The organism is Rectinema subterraneum, assembly GCA_009768935.1.
Classification (GTDB): Bacteria; Spirochaetota; Spirochaetia; order Treponematales; family Rectinemataceae; genus Rectinema; species Rectinema subterraneum.
Genome location: WESA01000002.1, coordinates 133,194 through 152,468 on the forward strand (window position 1 = coordinate 133,194; position 19,275 = coordinate 152,468).

18 protein-coding genes and 1 pseudogene are annotated in these 19,275 nt (G+C 52.9%); 8 read left to right on the forward strand and 11 right to left on the reverse strand.

Annotated elements, in window-relative coordinates; translation table 11 throughout:
* Positions 1-99: 99 nt before the first annotated feature.
* Positions 100-1,407 carry a dicarboxylate/amino acid:cation symporter gene (locus tag GAP13_RS01370; protein ID WP_158905403.1) on the reverse strand — a complete coding sequence of 436 codons (1,308 nt, stop codon included), beginning with the start codon at positions 1,405-1,407 and terminating at the stop codon, positions 100-102.
* A 135-nt stretch (positions 1,408-1,542) separates the two neighbouring features.
* Between GAP13_RS01370 and cuyB the strand changes: the two genes are divergently transcribed.
* From cuyB to GAP13_RS13225, 5 genes are all read left to right on the forward strand, one after another.
* Positions 1,543-2,268, forward strand: a complete 726-nt coding sequence (gene cuyB / locus GAP13_RS01375) for a cysteate racemase (RefSeq protein ID WP_158905405.1) — start codon at positions 1,543-1,545, stop codon at positions 2,266-2,268.
* Entirely contained in the window at positions 2,249-2,596 is a 348-nt protein-coding gene (locus GAP13_RS01380; RefSeq protein WP_158905407.1) for a cupin domain-containing protein, read from the forward strand. The genes cuyB and GAP13_RS01380 overlap by 20 nt, the downstream gene beginning before the upstream one ends.
* A gap of 8 nt (positions 2,597-2,604) precedes the next feature.
* Positions 2,605-3,588, forward strand: a complete 984-nt coding sequence (locus tag GAP13_RS01385; RefSeq protein WP_158905409.1) for a Rieske 2Fe-2S domain-containing protein — start codon at positions 2,605-2,607, stop codon at positions 3,586-3,588.
* 45 nt (positions 3,589-3,633) lie between these two features.
* Positions 3,634-4,503 carry a hypothetical protein gene (locus GAP13_RS01390; protein WP_158905411.1) on the forward strand — a complete coding sequence of 290 codons (870 nt, stop codon included), beginning with the start codon at positions 3,634-3,636 and terminating at the stop codon, positions 4,501-4,503.
* 99 nt (positions 4,504-4,602) lie between these two features.
* On the forward strand, positions 4,603-4,725 hold the full coding sequence (locus GAP13_RS13225) for a hypothetical protein (RefSeq protein WP_306769184.1): 123 nt from the start codon (positions 4,603-4,605) through the stop codon (positions 4,723-4,725).
* 14 nt (positions 4,726-4,739) lie between these two features.
* Here the strand turns inward: GAP13_RS13225 and GAP13_RS13160 are convergent.
* The 6 genes and pseudogenes from GAP13_RS13160 to GAP13_RS01420 all read right to left on the reverse strand — a co-directional run.
* Positions 4,740-4,883, reverse strand: a pseudogene (locus tag GAP13_RS13160) (FmdB family zinc ribbon protein); the annotation flags it as partial.
* 161 nt (positions 4,884-5,044) lie between these two features.
* Positions 5,045-6,274 (reverse strand): glycine C-acetyltransferase, encoded by a 1,230-nt coding sequence (locus tag GAP13_RS01400; protein WP_158905415.1) that lies wholly within the window; start codon positions 6,272-6,274, stop codon positions 5,045-5,047.
* 15 nt (positions 6,275-6,289) lie between these two features.
* A complete protein-coding gene (locus tag GAP13_RS01405; protein WP_158905417.1) occupies positions 6,290-6,844 on the reverse strand; it encodes a rhomboid family intramembrane serine protease in 555 nt (184 codons plus the stop codon).
* Positions 6,845-6,916: 72 nt separating this feature from the next.
* On the reverse strand, positions 6,917-7,699 hold the full coding sequence (locus tag GAP13_RS01410; protein ID WP_158905418.1) for an exodeoxyribonuclease III: 783 nt from the start codon (positions 7,697-7,699) through the stop codon (positions 6,917-6,919).
* Between the two features lie 13 nt (positions 7,700-7,712).
* Positions 7,713-8,996 carry an ROK family transcriptional regulator gene (locus tag GAP13_RS01415; protein ID WP_158905419.1) on the reverse strand — a complete coding sequence of 428 codons (1,284 nt, stop codon included), beginning with the start codon at positions 8,994-8,996 and terminating at the stop codon, positions 7,713-7,715.
* Between the two features lie 9 nt (positions 8,997-9,005).
* Positions 9,006-9,308 (reverse strand): hypothetical protein, encoded by a 303-nt coding sequence (locus GAP13_RS01420; RefSeq protein ID WP_158905420.1) that lies wholly within the window; start codon positions 9,306-9,308, stop codon positions 9,006-9,008.
* An 88-nt stretch (positions 9,309-9,396) separates the two neighbouring features.
* On the opposite strand from GAP13_RS01420, the gene GAP13_RS01425 reads away from it, so the two are divergent.
* Both GAP13_RS01425 and manA read left to right on the forward strand, forming a co-directional pair.
* Entirely contained in the window at positions 9,397-11,928 is a 2,532-nt protein-coding gene (locus tag GAP13_RS01425; protein ID WP_158905421.1) for a helicase C-terminal domain-containing protein, read from the forward strand.
* 5 nt (positions 11,929-11,933) lie between these two features.
* Positions 11,934-13,667, forward strand: a complete 1,734-nt coding sequence (gene manA / locus GAP13_RS01430; RefSeq protein ID WP_158905422.1) for a mannose-6-phosphate isomerase, class I — start codon at positions 11,934-11,936, stop codon at positions 13,665-13,667.
* A 26-nt stretch (positions 13,668-13,693) separates the two neighbouring features.
* Here manA and GAP13_RS01435 read toward each other — a convergent pair whose 3' ends face one another.
* The 3 genes from GAP13_RS01435 to GAP13_RS01445 all read right to left on the reverse strand — a co-directional run bounded on the left by GAP13_RS01435 (position 13,694) and on the right by GAP13_RS01445 (position 17,837).
* Positions 13,694-14,641 (reverse strand): transglycosylase domain-containing protein, encoded by a 948-nt coding sequence (locus tag GAP13_RS01435; protein ID WP_158905423.1) that lies wholly within the window; start codon positions 14,639-14,641, stop codon positions 13,694-13,696.
* A 43-nt stretch (positions 14,642-14,684) separates the two neighbouring features.
* Positions 14,685-15,974, reverse strand: coding sequence for an MFS transporter (locus GAP13_RS01440; protein WP_158905424.1), 1,290 nt, complete (start codon positions 15,972-15,974; stop codon positions 14,685-14,687).
* Between the two features lie 120 nt (positions 15,975-16,094).
* A complete protein-coding gene (locus tag GAP13_RS01445; RefSeq protein WP_158905425.1) occupies positions 16,095-17,837 on the reverse strand; it encodes an alpha/beta hydrolase family protein in 1,743 nt (580 codons plus the stop codon).
* Positions 17,838-18,051: 214 nt separating this feature from the next.
* Between GAP13_RS01445 and GAP13_RS01450 the strand changes: the two genes are divergently transcribed.
* Positions 18,052-18,729, forward strand: a complete 678-nt coding sequence (locus GAP13_RS01450; RefSeq protein WP_158905426.1) for an IclR family transcriptional regulator — start codon at positions 18,052-18,054, stop codon at positions 18,727-18,729.
* An 11-nt stretch (positions 18,730-18,740) separates the two neighbouring features.
* Here GAP13_RS01450 and GAP13_RS01455 read toward each other — a convergent pair whose 3' ends face one another.
* Positions 18,741-19,274: a 2-oxoacid:ferredoxin oxidoreductase subunit gamma family protein gene (locus GAP13_RS01455; protein WP_158905427.1), complete on the reverse strand. Its 534-nt coding sequence runs from the start codon at positions 19,272-19,274 to the stop codon at positions 18,741-18,743.
* Position 19,275: the final 1 nt, after the last annotated feature.

Consider the following 19,275-nt stretch of genomic DNA (forward strand, 5'->3'; position numbering starts at 1 on the left):
GAGCTCGGCCCGAACTTGCCCTAAAAATCCATATATTGACAAAAAGCGGCGCCCATTCGAGGGCGCCGCATTTTTATGCAGTTTGCAAAGGTTGTCTCATCATTTCCACTTTGCCATATCGAGTTCTTTTTCTGTCTTCGCCACGATTGCCGAGCCTACCATATCGCCAGTCACGTTCAGACTTGTGCGGCCCATATCCAGGAGCGCATCGATACCGAGAATCATGGCATACGCCGCAGCGACCGCCGAACCTTCGGTTACCTTGAGTCCAATCGACTCGAGCACCATAAGGAGCATAATTGCACCCGCTCCAGGTACGCCTGCCGTGCCGATGCTCGCCAGGGTCGCGGTGATGATAACTGTGAGCTGCTGATTGATGGTAAGCGGCTGGTTGGTTGCAAAACCGATGAACATCGCGCATACGCCGAGGTAGATTGCAGTACCATCCATATTGATGGTCGCCCCGAGCGGCAGGGTGAACGAGCTGATCGAGCGCGGAATGCCGAGATTCTCTTCGCTGCAGCGCATGGTCACCGGCAGCGTGGCACTCGACGAACGGCTCACGAAAGCCGTGATCATCGCCTCATTCGCGCCCTTGAGGAATTTCCAGAATCCGAGTTTGTAGACAGACAGAAGTCCGCCATATGTCACTACAAGGTGCACAATAAGCGCGACATACACTGCAAGCGTTACCATGAGCAATGGCCCGATCGCTTTTGGCCCCTGCTGGGCAAATACTTGGGCAATGAGCACGAACACACCGATAGGCGCATATTGCATGATGCCGCGCACGACCTTGTACATCGTCTCGGCAGCTGCATTCACCCCATCGAGCAGCACTGTGCCCGATTTGGCAAGCGCTTGCTGCTTAGAATCCTTGATGTAAGAAAGCCCGATCCCGAAGACAACCGCAAAGAAAATGATCGGCAAGACATCACCCTTCATCAGCGACTCGAAGGGATTGGTCGGCACGATATTGAGCAAGATCTGCACCAGTGTAGGTGCAGTTGCTTCCTTGCCCTTGATAGCTGCGTCGCCTACCACGTTGAATCCTGCCCCTGGCTGGAAAATATTGGCGAATATGAGGCCGATGAGCACCGCAAACGCGCTCGTCAGCAAATAGTACACCAGTATTTTCACACCGACCCTGCCCAGCCTCGACGGAGCAATGCTCGCTGCGCCCGCGACCAGTGAGAACAAAACCACCGGGACCACAATCATTTTGAGCAGCCTGATAAAGAGATCCCCAAAGAACTTTGAGTTGTCGACAAAGGGCTTTACTGATGATGGAAAAAAGCCCAGAATAATGCCGACAATCGCGCCCAAAATCAGGCCGATCAGAATACGCGCCAGCAGGTTGGTCTTGAAATACCAATCCAGGACGCCCTTTTTCTTCTCTTCAACCATGCAGCACCTCCTTGCTTTACGAGTGTACATTAAGCAACCATTAGATTATGTATCCATTTTCCGCTGGCTGCAAGAGCTAATTTTTCTGCTCGAGAATCTATTTACATCAGCGCGCAGCCTCTTCATAATAACACCATGAAACGAGGAACCATTGGGATTCTTGGCGGCATGGGTCCTGACGCCACGGCTGCATTTTTTTCCATGCTGGTGCGCCTTGATGTTGCGCCTCGCGATCAGGATCATCTTCATATTATTGTGGATTCGGATCCTTCGATTCCGGACAGGACCAGACACCTTCTCGAAGGAGGCGAAAATCCGCTGCCAGTCATGCTCTCATCTGCTCGCAGACTTCTTGCTGCGGGAGCTGATGTTGCTGGCATGCCCTGCATGACCGCGCATGCCTTCTTGCCGAACTTGCGCCGAAACTGCACGCTCCGCATCCTTTCCGCCTTCGAGGAAACCAGCAAAGCCCTCGATTCGTTCACACCACCCATTCGGGCTTTGGGCATTCTTGGCACAATCGGTACCAAACAGACTCGGCTTTTCGAGACTGCCATGCCAGATAAAACAATCCTGTGGCCCGACGAAGACACGCATCGAGCCAAGGTAATGGAAGCTATTTATGGGAAGAATGGTATAAAAGCAGGCAACCTTGGCGAGGAACCGCATCAGCTTCTCATCCAGGCAGCGCACCGACTCATCGCACAAGGCGCTGATGCAATCGTCGCGGGCTGCACCGAAGTGCCACTCGTGCTTTCCCAGCGCGACTTCGAAATGCCGTTTATCGATCCGATGGAGTATCTGGCGCGCGCGCTCATTGTTGCTGCGAAAGGAGTCTATAGTGATCATCAGAGCAAATGAGAGAACCTTCGAAACCAGACATGAAATGCGAGGCGGAAAAGGCGATGTCAGTCTGGCAATGCTGTCGAATGAAGCGCTTGCGCCACATCTTCGTCTCTTTTCCGAACTCACCATTCCTCCGGAAGCCGGAATAGGCACACACACGCACAGCGGGGAGACTGAGTATTTCTTTATTATAGAAGGAAATGCCACAGTAAATGATAATGGTGTCACTACAATAGTGCATCCCGGAGATGTTCTTATCACAGGTGGCGGGGCCCTGCATAACATAGAGAATCATACAGCCGAGCCAGTGCGTCTGGTCGCGGTGATCGTGACAGAAGCATAGGAAAACACATGATTCCGAATCAATGGTACGTTATCGCTTCTTCAAACGAAGTTGGCATAAAGCCGGTCGGCATGACGCGCTTTGGAGAAAAGCTCGTGCTCTATAGGACGGCAAGCGGCTTTCTCGTTTGCCTTTCCGATATGTGCGCACATCGAGGAGCGGCGCTCTCTCTTGGCAAGGTCTGCAATGGCGACCAAATCCAGTGCCCCTTCCATGGCCTCGAATATGATCCTTCCGGCAAGTGCATGGTAATTCCTGCAAATGGCCGATCCACGCCGGTTCCATCGAATTTCAGAGTGCGTTCATGGCCAGTCTATGAAGCGCATGGCTTCATATGGGTGTGGTATGGCAGCGAGCCGCCAACGCCGGAGATCCCGGAATTCTTCGACGATATTCCTAAAGATGCGAAGTACGCCACTGTTGCGGACCACTGGAAAGCTCATTATTCCCGCGTTATAGAAAATCAGCTCGACTGCGTGCACCTGCCATTTGTGCACTACAACACCATCGGCCGCGGCAACCGCACCCTTGTCAATGGTCCGGCAGTGGAATGGGTTTCCGACCACAAATTCTTCATGTATGTCTATAACGAGACGGACAATGGCCAGAAGCCCAAAAAACCGGACGAAGTGCCTATGCCTTCTCCCAATGGCTACAAAATCGAATTTCTATTTCCAAATCTCTGGGAAAATCGAATAGCCGATAAAGTGCGCGTTCTGGCTGCCTTCGTTCCTGTAGATGAAGAGAACACCCTCCTCTATCTGCGCTTCTATCAAGCATTTGCGCGTATTCCGATTATCGGCACGCTTATTGCGCGGGCTGCGATGCCGTTCAATGTCTATGTCGCACACCAGGATCGCCGAGTCGTCCAAACCCAGGTGCCAAAGGCCTCGGGGCTCAAAATCGGCGAGAATCTTTTCCAGGGGGATTTGCCAATTCTTGAATACAGAAAGAAGCGCCAGCAATTGCAGGAAAGCGCGCGCCCCAGATAGACCACTGTTTACTCTTTATCCAAGATTCCATATAGTAAAGCCATTATGCTATTTCGCGATCGCTGTGATGGAAAGCGCATAACAGGCCAGCATGCGCTCAATGCGCTTATGCCCTATATGATGCGCGGACGAAACGAATCCGCCGTTTATTATGGAAGAGAAATAAATATCGAAAATGCCCTGGCCTACCTCAAGCTCATAAAAAAAGCCCAAGCAGACACAGAGGCGCAAGAACGCTTCACGCTTTTTAGCCTCATTCTGACCGCAGCGCTCAAGACGATTGCGCTGTATCCGCGCTTGAACCGCTTCGTCCACCGCCGCGCCCTCTATCAGCGCAAACACATTGCCTTTTCGTTCATAGTCAAACAACGCTTCGATCACGACGCACCTGAAGTGAATGCGAAAGTGTTTTTTGACCCGGAAGATTCATTCGAAACAGTCAGTATGAAAATCAATGCTGCCATTCTCGATGCTCGAGAACACGGCGAAGGCGACGGCGAACGTTTCGCGAACATTTTCCATCGGATTCCGGGAGGCAAGGCTCTGATTATGGGCGTGTATCGCATTCTCGAGTATTTCAACATTGCACCATGGAGCCTTATCCGAATGGATCCGCTGTATTCGAGTATCTACATCGCAAACCTCGGATCAATTGGGCTCAATGCCCCATTTCACCATCTCTACGAGTGGGGGAACACAAGCATTTTCATGGTAATAGGGAAAATATTCTCAAAAGAGCTCTGGCATGGCGCGACGCGGACAAGGCAGCGGTATATCGATCTGAGAGTAACCCTGGATGAACGAATTGCGGATGGCCTCATTTTTGCTGAGGCAGCTTCGGTTTTCAGTCGCTTGCTCTCGAGCCCTGACCTCCTCAACCTTTCGATTGAGGAGCTGAAACAGGCTTTAAGTTGAGTGCCGCGGCTTGCATAACCAGCGGCGCCAGGCAGCAATGTCGCTCAGCAATATCAAGCAGCAAGCTTCCGGAAAGCCACTACAATCTAGGCGCTTTCTTTGGCAGGTGAGCAGGCACATCCAGCGCCGCAGCCAGCACTGCTCCCCGAGCTTTCGCTCGAAGATGCTGATTTTTTTGCGCTGGTCGATGCGGAGGAAGATTTCTTTGAGTCTGTGATATAGAAGCCTGAGCCTTTGAAAATGACACCGGTGCCACCACCGATGAGCCGTTTTACTTCGCCGCCGCACAGCGGGCATGTTTTAATCGGATCATCGTTGATAGACTGAAATGCCTCAAACGTATAGCTGCATACTCGGCACTCATATTCATATGTAGGCATCGCAATCACCTCTCGAAGAGAAAAAATGTAAATGAAATATATACAAAAAATAGCAATAAAACGCAGGAAGGTAAAGAGGCGCACACCACAGCTGGCTCACGCGAAGCTTTCTGGCATGCGCAGATCGCTCAGATTCGTGCCCGCCCGCCCTGACCTTCAGATCAAATCACACCAAGCCTTTTGCCAATTTTCTTGAACGCATCGACTGCCTTGCGAATCTGCGCCTCCGAGTGCCCCGCCGAAATCTGTACCCTGATTCGCGCTTTTCCCCGCGGAACCACCGGGAAGGAAAAACCGATAACATAGATGCCTTCATCGAGGAGTGCATCCGCCATGCGATGCGCGAGCTTTTCATCGTAGAGCATGACGGGGCAGATCGGGTGTTCGCCGGGCCTGATGTCGAAGCCGGCTTCTGTCATGAGCCTGCGGAACAGCGCCGTGTTCGACTCGAGGCGGTCGCGCAGCTCGGTGGATTCGGTCAGTATTTCGATCGCTTTGAGCGTACCGCCGACGATTGCTGGTGCAAGGGTATTCGAGAACAGGTACGGCCTCCCTTTCTGCCGCATATACTCGACAATCTCTTTGCGTGCTGCGATGACGCCGCCGGATGCGCCTCCCAGCGCCTTGCCGAATGTCGTCGTAATGATATCTACCCTGCCCGCGACATTGCAGTATTCCCAGGTTCCGCGTCCATGCACCCCCATGAAGCCTGTCGCATGCGAATCATCAACCATGACGAGCGCACCATATTTCTCGGCTAAATCACAAATTGCGTTGAGATTCGCAATATCGCCATCCATTGAAAAGACGCCATCAGTCGCGATCATGATGACATGGCTGCCCTGTGCTTCCTTGAGGCAGCGCTCGAGCCCTTTGAGCGGCTTGCCTGTCTCGGGATCGATTTCTTCGACATCGCGCATGTCCGCATGCTTGTAGATCCAGCGCTTTGCTTTGCAGAGCCGCACGCCGTCGATGATCGATGCGTGATTCAAGCTGTCGGTGATTATCGCGGACTCCTCATCGAGAAGTGGCTCGAACACTGCGCCATTCGCATCGAAGCATGAAGAAAACAGGATCGCATCTTCCATGCCAAGAAAATCCGCGATTTTTCGCTCGAGATCCTTATGCTGGGACTGGGTGCCACAGATAAAGCGCACCGAAGACAAGCCATAGCCAAATCTCTCCATCGCCTCCACCGCCGCTGCCCGAATGCGCGGATCATTGGACAAGCCGAGATAATTGTTCGCGCAGAAATTGAGCACTTCTTTGCCGTCGGCAACGCGGATAGCAGCACCCTGCGGCGTTATGATGACACGCTCATCTTTGTAGAGACCTTCTGCTTTGATTGCCTCGAGTTTTTTGGCTAATTCATCCTTGAATGTTCCATACATATGCGCACCTCGTGTTCATTTTTTGCGATAAAAACCGAGGAAGCTCCCCACAAGCCCGCCAATGATATGCGAAAACTGTGAAATATTGTCCTGCTTGGTAAGCGCATCCCATACCTGGCCGCCTAAATAGACGATCATTATCAGAATGAAGGTGAGCGGCACTTCACCCTTCGAAAAATTCGTGATTGAAGAGAGCATGATCATCATGAATACCACTCCCGATGCACCAAGCAGCACAACATTCGGGAATAAAATCGTATTTGCGAGCCCTGTTGCCAGCGCGGTGATGAGTATGCTGAGGAGAAGAAAGCCAGATCCATAGACGCTCTCCAAAATCGGCCCGAGCAGCAGAATCATGGTGAAATTGCCGATAAAATGCTGAATATTCGCATGCCCGAGTACATGCGTGAAAAGCTTGAGATAATCAACAAATGCATTCGAATGAAAGGGCGCCGGTGTTGAAAAGACAGTAGGAATAAGGCTCGGCGCAATTGTCTGACTCAGCACCAACACGATTGCTGCAAGCAGCGTGAAAGTGAGCGTTACCGGTGCATTGTAGCGAATACGCATTCACTATCCTCCGGAAATCAGGGCCTTATAATTCGCGCTATCTGCGAACAGGCATACAGCAGAGGCATTATATCATACATCGAGAAAAAGCGACACCGGACAGTGGTCGGAACCCATCACTTCAGGATGAATGCCTGCAGCGGACAGAGCAGGAGCGAATTCGGGATCGACGCAATGGTAGTCAAGGCGCCAGCCGATGTTTTTTTCGCGCGCTTTTGGGGCACGGTAGCTCCACCACGAATAGTGGCCTGGCTCCTTGCAGAACCAGCGGAAAGTGTCGATATAGCCTGCTGCGGTAAAGCGGTCCATCCACGCGCGCTCTTCTGGCAAATAGCCTGCATTTCCTTCGTTTTGCTCGGGGCGCGCAAGGTCGATCGGTTTATGCGCGATGTTGTAATCTCCCGCGACAATCACATGTTTGCCGCGAGCCCGCATTCGCTCGCAAAAATCCAGCATGGAGTCACAATAGCGGAGCTTGTAATCAAGGCGCATGCCTGCTTCCTGGCTGTTCGGAAAATAGGCGCTCACGAGGACAAATCCGCCATAATCGGCGACAACGGTCCTCCCCTCGGAATCGAATTCCTGCCCCCCCATGCCCGACACCGAAACCGGCTCCCTGAGCGCATATATTCCGGTACCTGAATATCCTTTGCGCTCCGCAAACGCCCAAAAGCTGTGGTAGCGCTTGCCGCTGCCTGCCACAGGATGGCGAAGTTCCTCCGTGAGCTGATCACCCTGGAGTTTTATTTCCTGGACGCAGACAAAATCAGCATCCGAGGCAGCAATCCATTCCAGAAAGCCCTTTTGGGCACATGCGCGAATTCCATTCACATTCCATGAGTATATTTTTACCATGATGCAATCTCCGTCATTCCGCTTGCGCGCCGGAAGGCTGCTGCCCAGCGGAACGTTGCTGGCTGCCGCCCATGAATCCACCGCCTGGAAATCCGCTGCCCTCGCCAAACCCATGCGCGAAATATTCTTCGTACACAAGATCGCACGCAGCTTTGCAGGCAAGAACAGGATTGTATTCCGATGCGATGATACGTGCACCTGGCGGTCCGAAGCGCTGATCGTTGCGCTCGAAATCGGCCGATGCCGCTTGTGCGATGTGCTCGGAAAGCGATTTTGAACGAGTCACAATTAGCACTGCTTCCGGAGCGAGCAGACGCCGGATGTCCCGCACTGCATGGGCTGAGATTTCCAGAATAGGCTTCAGAGCTGCATCAACTTCCGGATTGTTCGCGGATAAAATGCGCTCTGCATCTTCAATGCCGGCGCACGGTTCGATCTGCGAGAGCGCTGTGCACACGGTCTCTTCGTTGAGGTACAGTTCAAGGCATCCTCTGTTGCCGCACGAACAGGCAAGCCCCGATGGATCGATGGAAAGATGCCCTACTTCGAATGCGGTACGGCTTCTGTCCGACACAAGTTTTCCATTCTGGATAAATGCGCCGCCGACGCCTGCACGCACCAAAAAGAGAAACAGCGAAGAAACGCCACGCGCCTGCCCATACCGTTCCTCAGCAAGCGCAACAATCGACGCATTGTTGGTCACGATGACAGGAACCGAAAAGAGGCTCCTCAGGCGCTCTCCCAAAGGAAACTCATTCATGCCGGGAATCCGCGCATAGAATTGCACAACGCCGCTTGACACACTTACAGATCCTGGCGCTCCGACGCCAATGCCGAGCAGCTTGCTTCTGTCGATCGATGATTCCACCAGCATATCCCGTATCAGGTTTGCAATGATGTCGAGCGCATCTTCAGCAGAAGGCGGAGAAGCAAAACACACGCCTCGCTCGGCGACGAGATTGCCTGCAAAATCCTGAATTATCGCCGCTGCTGACCGCGCCCAGAAATCGATGCCAACCACATAGGCTGCGCTGGATCGAATGCGGTAATTGACAGGCCTGCGGCCCTTCTTGCGGTTTTTGGGGCTTCGAGAGCTGGGTTCTGAGACAGCCTCGATCAGCCCTTCGCGCTCCAAATCGGAAAAAATGCGAAATACTGTCGGAGCTTTGAGACCGGTGCGCTGGACAGCTTTGCTCTGCGAAAGGATACCAGTTCGAAATATCAAGCGAAGCACAAGTCGCTGGTTTCGCTCGCGGATGAGGTGTGCGCGTTCCGGATGCTGCTCTTCGTGCGTCATTTTCCCGAATCACTCCCCAATAATCGAGTCGATGAGTTTTTTCAGTTCGATATCGATGTCGCCTTTTTCTTCTATCTGGCTCATGTCTATCTGGAACAATCCATCCCGGAACACGATTGGACCTCGGTCTGATGGCAATGGGATTTCCTCATCTTCCTGCTCGAGCTTCGCCAGCGCATGCACATACCTGTCGCTCTCTTCATTCAAGGAATGGCTGAATTTCTGCTGAGCCGGCATAGCTCGCCAACGAGGCTGCACATAGCGAGTGCTACCAAAAAAGAGCGCGCTATTTTTCTCGAATTCCTGATTCATGGGCTATTACAGAATATACCGACTGTGCTGCCTCCGCAACCACCAAAAGCACCGTCGTTTTTTCGCGTCTTTATGCTATACTGAGCCTATGGGGAAAAAGCAGACAGCCATTGTCGACGCAGTCCAACGATTTACAACGCAAGCCCAGCAAGAATTGAAGAATGCCATCTCCGACATGGAAGGAAGGGAAGTCTTTGCAATTGGCGCATTGGATTCCAGAGGCCTTATAAAAAAGCTCGAAATTCTTGCGCGCGGATCCGAAGGCGCAGTCCCTGCCCCATTTCGGGATCGAGACAGCGCACAGGTTCTCATTCACAATCATCCCTCCGGAGAACTTTTTCCTTCGGATGCCGATGTCTTGGTAGCGGCGGAAGCTGCTGCGGATGGCCTCGGGAGCTATATCGTCGATAATGCAGTTGCAAAAGTCCTTGTCGTCGCGGAGCCTGTGCGCGCAAAGCTGATTCGCCCTCTCAATCCGGACGAAATTGCTGCGGTACTCGACGATGGTGGCAAGCTTTCGCTCAAAATGCCCGAATTCGAGCCAAGAACTTCGCAAGTTGACATGGCGCGCGATGTCGCTGCCCTCATATCGGATGGAGGCATTCTGATTGCGGAAGCAGGCACGGGGGTCGGCAAATCGTTCGCGTATCTCATTCCTTCGCTTGCCTGGGCAATCGGCAACAATGAACGCGTCGTCGTTTCCACCGCGACAATAAACCTCCAGCAACAGATATTCAAAAAGGATTTCCCTGTCGTGAGTTCGCTTTTCAAAAAACCAGCCAAAGCGGCGGTGGTGAAAGGCCGGGGAAATTACTTGTGCAAGCGAAGATTGTACGAAGCAATCGAAGAAGACGCGCTCTTTTCGGATACCTCGATAAAGCTGAGGCAGATACTCGAATGGGACAACAATGGCGGAAGTGGCGACAAATCCGATCTCTCGCTGCCGGATGATGACCCGATATGGAATCGCGTGTGTTCCGAAAGCGATTATTGCCTCTCTTCGCGCTGCCCATATCATGAAAAATGCCATGTAGTTCGGGTTCGGCTCGAAGCAGCCAGCGCACAGCTCATCATTGTGAATCATCATGTACTCCTCGCCGATCTTGAAGCCAAGCGGACACGCGAAGGTGTGCTGAACACTATTCTTCCTTCGTACAAGGCGCTGGTGCTCGATGAGGCTCATGCAATCGAATCGAGTGCGACAAGCCTGTTCTCCGAATCGTTTTCGAAGCGATCCATCCAGCGGCTTCTTGGAAGGCTCGTGCGCAAAAAAAAGCGGACGCAAACAGGCATCTTGCCCTCGCTCCGCCGATTGCCTGATATACCTGCTGCTTTGCTCGATACAGCGAGCAAGCAAGCCGATGCAGCAGCTGCAGCTGCAGATGCATTCAATGCTTCGGCGCTCGCTTCATACCCGGAAAAAGAATCGAGTCTCCTTATAAAGAATCTGGAGAGTTTCAGCCGCTCCGCCTTTCTTTCGGCGCTTCAGAGCCTCGAGCGGGATCTTGCAATGCTTGTCACTCGCCTTGGAGAAATCCTTGAGGCAATGCCGCCTGAATTCGAAGATGAGGAGAGTGTTGTCGAACTCAAGCTGACTAGTCGTTCGATCGAAGAAGCTGCTGCCCTTGTGCCTCGATTCAAAAACCCGGATGCGGAGCCCCAGACAATCTTCTGGATGCAGATCGACAGAAAAAATCCGAGAGAAGCGGTAGTCATCTGCACCGCAACGCCGCTCGAAGTTGCCCCGCTTCTTGCCGAGCGGCTTTTCAGCAAGGTACGCACCTGCATTTGCACAAGCGCAACGCTCACAATCAACAACTCATTCGATTGGTGGCGAAATCGGGTTGGCTTGCCGACGAAAAAGGACGGCGAGACGAGCAAAGCCATGAGCACGATGGGGGCAACGGCGGGGACAACAGAAGGAGCAATTGACGCACCCATTCGCAACAGGCAGTATCCTTCGCCCTTCCCATACCGGCGCAATGCCTTGCTCGCGATCGACACCAGCGCACCCCCTCCCGACGGAACCCAGTTCCAGGCATACCTCAATACAGCCGTAGCCCGGCTTTTGCATGCGTCTCGCGGTCGGGCTTTGGTGCTGTTCACAAGCCACAAAGCCCTTCGGGATACCTATGATTATGTCGCTCCCCTCTTAGAGAAAGAAGGAATCCTTGCTCTTCGCCAGGGGCAAAAAGATCGCTATTCTCTCTTACATACCTTTATCAACGACATTTCGAGCGTGCTGTTTGCGACTGAATCATTCTGGGAGGGAGTCGATGCGCCAGGCGAAACGCTCTCGCTTGTTATCATAACAAAATTGCCGTTCCGCGTGCCGACCGACCCTATCCAGGCCTCAAGAGCAGCAGCAATCGACGCACGCGGCGGGAATTCTTTTGCGGAAATGAGCATCCCCGAAGCGGTGATCCTGTTCAAGCAAGGATTTGGCAGGCTTATCCGCCACTCGAACGACCGGGGCGTCGTCGCGGTGCTCGATGTCAGAATTGCAAAAAAGGCGTACGGAAATCTCTTCATTTCAAGTCTGCCCGAATGCAAGCTCGAAACTGGCCCGCTCGACCAACTCTGCACTAGTGTGGCAAAATTCCTCGATTCGGAAGGATAAAAGGCATGACTGATATGGAAGCCACCCTGCCCTGCGCGGCATTTCTCGAAAATCCGGTTCAGCAGTATGCCTGGGGGCGCACAGAAGGCATTGCTCCATTTATCGAGATTCCCCCTTTGAACGGGCTTCCGGCAGGCGAAGTCTGGATGGGAAGCCATCACAGAGCCCCATCGAAGGCGATCTTTGACAAAGGTGCTGTTCCGCTTGATGAGCTTGTCCGCGCTGCTCCCGAGCATTGGCTGGGGTCGAAAGCAGCGCGCCACTATGGGGATTTGCCATTTCTTTTCAAAGTGCTTGCCGCTGGGGCGCCGCTTTCGCTCCAGCTTCATCCTGATGCCAAGGCCGCCAAGCAGGGTTTTGCAAAGGAAGAAGCGGCTGGCATTCCGCTCCTTGCTCCCGACCGCTCGTTCAAGGACCCGAATCACAAACCGGAGCTCGCTGTGGCCCTCACTCCGTTCAAGGCACTTGCAGGATTTCGTCCGCTTGAGCACATTGCACAGTTTCTCGGTCCTGAGCTGTGTCGGGCGCTTTCGTGGAACAGCATTGCGCGTACAGAAGATCTTCGCCTTTTCATGCGCCGCTTGTTCGAGGCTCGGGGAGCCGGATTTATGCCGCTCGAAAACATGCTTGAAAGCCGGGCACAGACGCTGGCTGCATCGACCGCTTCAGAAGAAAGAGAAGCAGGCCTGCTCGCTCTCGATCTCAAGGCTCGCTATCCCGGAGATCCAGGCCAGTTTGCCCCATTTATTTTCAACATCCTGAGCCTTGAGCCGGGAGAGGGGCTTTTTGTGCCTGCAGGCGTCATTCATGCCTATCTGACAGGGAGCATTCTTGAAATAATGGCATGCTCCGACAATGTAATAAGAGCTGGACTTACCATCAAGCATATCGATATCGAGCTTCTTTGCGATATTCTCGATCCTGATGCAAAGCCGCTTGTTGTTGAGCCATATATCACGCACGCTGAAGGTGTCGAACATGCAGTCTGGAACACCCCTGCAGATGAATTCCGCCTTGAGCGGCTTGATCTGGACAGCAGTGCGAATTTTGCCTATGCACCGGAAGGGCCGGAAATCCTGCTTTGCACGCAAGGAAAGGCGCATATCCAGGCAGGCAGCGCATTTGACCTGAAGGCTCGGTCTTCGCTGTTTGTGGCCGGTTCCTGCGAGCAGGTGGCTGTAAAGGGCCCTGCAACCGTATGGCGCGCAATCGGACCTGCTCCGAAAGCCGCAGACGCTGCCGGCAATTCACTCACCATCTGGGTCGACGGCGATTCTCTGCCAAGGGACCTGCGTCCCCTGCTCGTCAAGCGGGTGCTCAGCCCCAGAAAATATGGCGAAGTACTGGTCAATGTGCATTTTGTTGCTGCCAGGGCACTATCCGGCGTACCCGCGCATTGTATGACTCTGGTCGAACCAGGCGAAGGAGCAGCCGACCGCTGCATCGAATCTCTTGCGCAACCAGGAGATATTGTCATCACACGCGACATCCCCTTTGCCGAGCGGCTTCTTGCAAAGAACATACATGTCATCAACGACCGCGGAAATGTTTTTACCAGAGATAGCATTGCGGAGCGCCGTTCCATTCGAGATGTAATGGCAGAACTGCGTGCTGTTGGCATCGCTCAGTCGAGCCCAAAAGGCTCACAGCGAACCTCTGCTGAAACCAAGCGCTTTGCTGATGCGCTCGAGCGCACAATTGTCAAGGCGGCAAGACTGAAAAAAGCGGCCGCCAGATAAAGTGCTAGCTGTGGCTCATCGTAAGCCTAAGGCGTATCGCCGGCTGGCGCTTCTGGCGCTACTATCTCTGCCGGCTCTGATGGCGCTGCTGGTTCTGCTGGCACTGCTGTCTCTGACGGCGGACCTGCGCTCTCCACTTCCGCACTGACATCTGCCGACGGTTCTATATCTGCCGATGGCTCTATGCCTGCCGGCGGAGGGGCCTCCGCTTCGGACTTTGTTTCGGCGATAGGCGACACATATTTCTGCACCAGATATGCATACCGCTCTCGAAGAATGAGCGAGCGGTACAAAGTATCAGGAGTGTATTTGATGGGCGAAGAAAGCAGCGCAATCAGCCGAGCCGCCTGATCAGCGCTGATATTCCGGACGCTCGTCCCATAGTACACTCGCGCCGCCCTTTCGATGCCGAAAATTCCCTTGCCCCATTCAGCATAGCCCAAATACAGTTCCAGAATGCGATTTTTGGAAAGAATGAACTCCAGTTCAAGCGCGGCAATCACTTCAAGATATTTTCGGACATAGCTTTTATCGGGCACAAGAAACAGCGTGCGCGCAACCTGCATGGTGATGGTGCTCCCGCCGTACATCGGCTTTCCGATTTTTTCGTTCAATGCTTTTGCGCGCTTGAACGCCTCCATGTCGATGCCATGATGCTCGTAGAATTTGCCGTCCTCCACTGAAACCAGCATACGGCGCACAGACAGCGGAATATTCGCAAGCGGCAAGGGAATCGGCTTCTGCACCTTCCAATGGCTGATGATTGATCGATATATCATGAGCACTGTTGTCGGCGGATTCGCAAATTTGTAAACCAAAATCAAGGCGCTTGTGATTCCGATATATGCAAGATGTGCAATGAGCACCGCAAGAACAACAACGCGCACAATGCGCACACCAAGGCTTCGCGGTTTGCGGTTTTTTCCCCTGGCTCGCTCTTTGTGCGGGCGCTCTCCTTGCGGGCGATCACTCATACTATTTCAGCATTATATTGGGGAGAAAGCACTATAACCAGTGCTAGACACCCGGCGTACTTTGAGACGAATTCTTTGTTTGTCCACCATAATGGCTTGCTGCAAAAGGAAAAAGAAAACTCGATACCGCGAGAACACCAGCAGCAATGAACCATGCGACACGTATTCCTGACGATTTGACAACAAGGCCAAAGGCTACCGATCCAACCAGGCCGCCAAGCTGGACAGCCAGGGAGACAGCTGACAGCATGGATGCCCGTTTGTCCGATGGCAGAGCTCTATTGAGTACCGTTGCCTCCGGTGGCGAAGCCATGCCGTTCCAGAAAAACATCGACAAGTACAGTGCAGCAAAGCCTCCAGCACTCGTCTGCAGAGCCAGCGCAACCATCAACAAGCGCAAAATGAGAAGAAGCAGCCCGGGATTTTTTTTAGTCTTCTCAAGAAGCGGGGTCGCTGCGAGGCTACCTATAAGGGCTGTGAGAAAATAGCCTGCTGACAAAAAGCCATTCAATCGATCCGAACCAGCTGAGCCAACGATGCTGGCTACCTGCGGCTGCCAATACGTTTCAATTGCTGAAAATGCAATGCCCCAGGCAGCGCCTGCTCCGAGAAATGCAAGCAGAGCTGGACTGAAACGGATAAATGAAAGCGATTCTGCCATGAATCGTCTAAGCGTTGCCTGTTTTTGTGGGTCCGGCTTTTCTTCCGCAACTGAAAAAACAACCAACATTGTGAGAAGAAACAAAAAAGCAAGCATGACAAGCAAGTTCCCTTGGTAGCGATTGCTGTTCAATGCGATAGCAGTCCATAGGCCAGGGATGTATCCTCCAGCTATGCATCCGAGTGCGAGCCCCGCAGTATCTGCCGCGCTTACGAAGGACATAAGCCTGTGCAATGTAGAGTCGCCATTCGCTTCGATATAGCGGTCGATCATCAAAGCCTCGAGCGATCCGGAGGAAAGCGCTCTCGATACGCCATACAGCGCAAACGCCAAACTGACCATCGCGAATCCAGACGCAAATAAAAGCGCAGCGCAAGAAGCGGCCATGAATGCGAGTGAAGCGAGATATGTCCGCTTGCGCCCGATCCGATCGGCAATCACACCTGTAGGCAATTCAAGCGCGACGACTATCCCTGCGGTGATAGCCGCCGCGAATCCAAGCTCAGGCAGGGTAAGGCCCTTGGACATGCGCAGAAGATTGGATACTGGAATGAGAATTCCGAGAATTCCCCACTGCAGGAATCGAGTTATCACTGCTAGAAGAATTATACTGTAATGTTTGCCTGAAACCGACATGCCGGATTTTGCGGATCGCTGATGTTGGTCACTCATTAGCGCTCATTTTCGAAGGCATTTCGATATCTCATTTCGAAACAGTATAGTGCATAAACCAATAAAATGGCGAGCTCTCCGCAGAGAGCTCGCCTGCTCCTTTTTTCTATATTTAATTATTTATCTTACGAGGAAATGGGTAGCCTGGCCCGCGGCAATGTACCAGGAAATGAAGAGGGCGTTGATCAGCGCTCCAGCATAGATTCGCCCCGTTTTTTCGAAGAACCAGGTCGAGAACAGGCTCGTCACGATCATGAGCGGCAGGAACTGAATCGCGATAATTGTGTTGAGGGGCTGTGCCGCGCTGAGCAGGGTTCCGCCCGCAAACAGTGGAATATACTCCAGGAGCAGGAATACCAGGAACCCGGCCGATGCCGTGCCGATCGCAAACCAGTACCGCGCTGCACCTCCCTTTCCACCCAGCTTGAGCTGGCTGTTTAGCGCGAGCGAAGCCACCAAATAATAAAGGAAGAAAACTGGTGCATACGCAAGCGCAATCCTTGCCTGAATCTGCGAAGGGAATTTCAGCGCCAAGACCCAGAATCTGAAATCGATTTTGAACAGATAATCAGCCACACCGAGCAGAAACACGCCGCATACAATCACTGCAAATCCGTACAGCAGCGTCCGCCATGCGTCCGACCACGTGAGGCCAATACCATAATCTTCAGCCTTTGCCCCATTCTTGCGGTTCAGTACAAAGTGCCACAGCAAGAAAAGTACGATGCTGATCACGCCATTCAGAAGAGCCCAGATAGCAAGCTGGCTTGTGATATTCTGCGGCCAGAACGATCCCGCCTTGATCCATTTCGCTCCCCAACCCATAAAGGTAAAAAAGGTGAGCGCTGGAATCGCAGTCGCGATGAGCGCGCCAATCCACAGGCCCGCACCCTTGGCAGGCTTGCCGGCAGGCGGCACTTTTGCCACCGGCGCAAATACTGGCACCGAAAGCAGAAGTCCTCCAACACCGAGAATGAACAACACAAAACCGATAAATCCCGCCAGCGTCATGAGTTCCTTCCAGAACCAGATCTGGTTCGAAGAAGGGATCGGGTTGCCGCCGGATAGCGTTTTCGCAAACCAGTCGATTGCATAACCGATTGCAGCATTTGACAGATGGTCGCCCGGATGGGTCGTTACCGGCTGATAAAGCGCACGCGCCGTTCCATCTTCGATGGAACCATAGATTTTGCCCGGCTCGATTGGATCGGTTGTGCCGAATACCGCTTGCAGCTTGGGACTCTTCGGCGCGTCTTTGCCCCGCGGAACACCCCACATCAAAACAGAGAACTCGTCCATCGTGCTGAACACCACTGCCAGATTGCGCGGCCATGTTGTGCTGCCTTCTGCAGCATAGGGCTTACCCGTGGATGAACCTTCGAGCACTACTGACTTGTATGCATCCGGCATCGTGGCTGCGGCAGCAAGGATTGTCCAACCTCCCATCGAGTGGCCTTCCATGCCGATATTGTTTTTGTCGACAATATCAAGCGATCGGAGGAAAGCAAGCCCGTCCGGCCCTCCAAACCCGTTCGCGAACGCAGGCGAATCGGAATATCCATGCCCTGTCTCATCGAGCGCAAGCACAACATATCCGCGGCGAGCGAGCTCTATCGCAAAGCCTGACTGTGTTTCTCGTGCGTTTATGTAACCGTGCACTGCGAGAATCCCTGGCGCTGGCGTCTTTGCGGTCGCATTTTTCGGTACATACAGCAAAGCGCTCATCACTGTGCCATTGCTTCCGACAAAACGCACATCCCGAATCTGAACCTTGCCCCCGGCTGTTTGCACAGAGAAGCCGATAATGCCCGCCACGAGCACAATCGCCAGACCGAGACATGCCAACCATGTAAATTTCTTCATTGAACTGCAGCCTCCTTATCACTTACGATAAAAATTATTATAAATGATAAAAAGCTGCCGTCAAGCTTTTATTACAATATTTGCGTCCGCCTGCCAGTTTTTTGCAAGCAGCATTCAAGTATTCATTTGGAAACTTCAAGCACCTAGCAATAATTTTCAGCGCGGCATTTTGACATTTATTTACCGAAATCCGCCTTGATGGTATACTGTGAATATGAATACAAAAGTGCCTGCCCTCGAAAAAGGCCTAAAGATAATCGAGTTTATGTTGACTGCGAGCGAGCCGATCACGATGAGCCAGATTGCCGAGCGCCTTGGATATAAAGTCTCTGAGGTACAAAGAACCGTCACCTATCTGTCGGCAGAGCAATATCTCATCCGAAATGGCGCAGGCAGCTACATGCCCGGCCCGAAAATCTACCAATTTGCGGACCAGAACCGCGAGACAATCCTCATTAACCGCGCGGAAGGGCCAATGCGCTCCTTTGCGGAAAAAACAGCCGCCTCGGTTCACCTCAGCGTATTGGTTGAAGAAATGCTACATGTCATTTTTGAGATCGAAAGCAAGGAAATTGTCAGAATAAGCATCCGGCCGGGTCTCTATAAAGCGGGCTCCACGGCTTCAGGCCGCCTTTTGCTGGCATATGCCCAGTCCCCAATCCTGGCAGCCACGGAACGACAAAAAATCATGGAACTAGGGTACGCATTCAAGGACATCGATTGCGTGCAGGGCGTCTATGCGTTAGCTGTGCCAATCTGCACGCAATCAGGATCATGTATTGCAGCGCTCGCCTCGCCCTATGTTTTGCCGCGCGGCGCGAAGGAAGCATTCAGGCAGGAGCTTGTCGAGCCATTGAAAAGGGCGGCCAACGATATTGCCTCTCTACTATAGCGCCCCACAGCTCACACTGCTTTCTTGCCCTCTTCCACCGCTGCAATGTTGAGCGCAATAAGCGAGTGCTTGCTCGCAGGGAAAAAGCTCTTGAGGACAGTTTCCAGATTATCGAGCTTGACCGCCCCTGTCACTTTGCTCAAGGCGCCCATCATCACCATATTTGCGATACGCACATCGCCGAGCTTGAGCGCGATATCGTTGCAGGGAACATGAACAATGTTCGCATCGGGACGCGCAGGGTCTTTCTTGACAAGGCTGGAATTCACGAAAATCGTGCCCCCTTCTTTGCAGACTTTTTCGCCGATCTCGACCGAGTCCTGGTTCATCACAACGACAGAATCCGCGCTGGTCACAAGGGGGCTCGTAATCTCATCGTTCGAAACGATGACTGATGCGCGCGCGATGCCACCACGTTTTTCCGCGCCATAGAACGGGAAAAAGGTCACCTTGAGGCCTTCCTTCATTGCGGAATATACCCAGAGCTGTCCCAACGAGATAACGCCTTGTCCGCCAAATCCTGCTATAAAGGTTTTTTCGGTCATG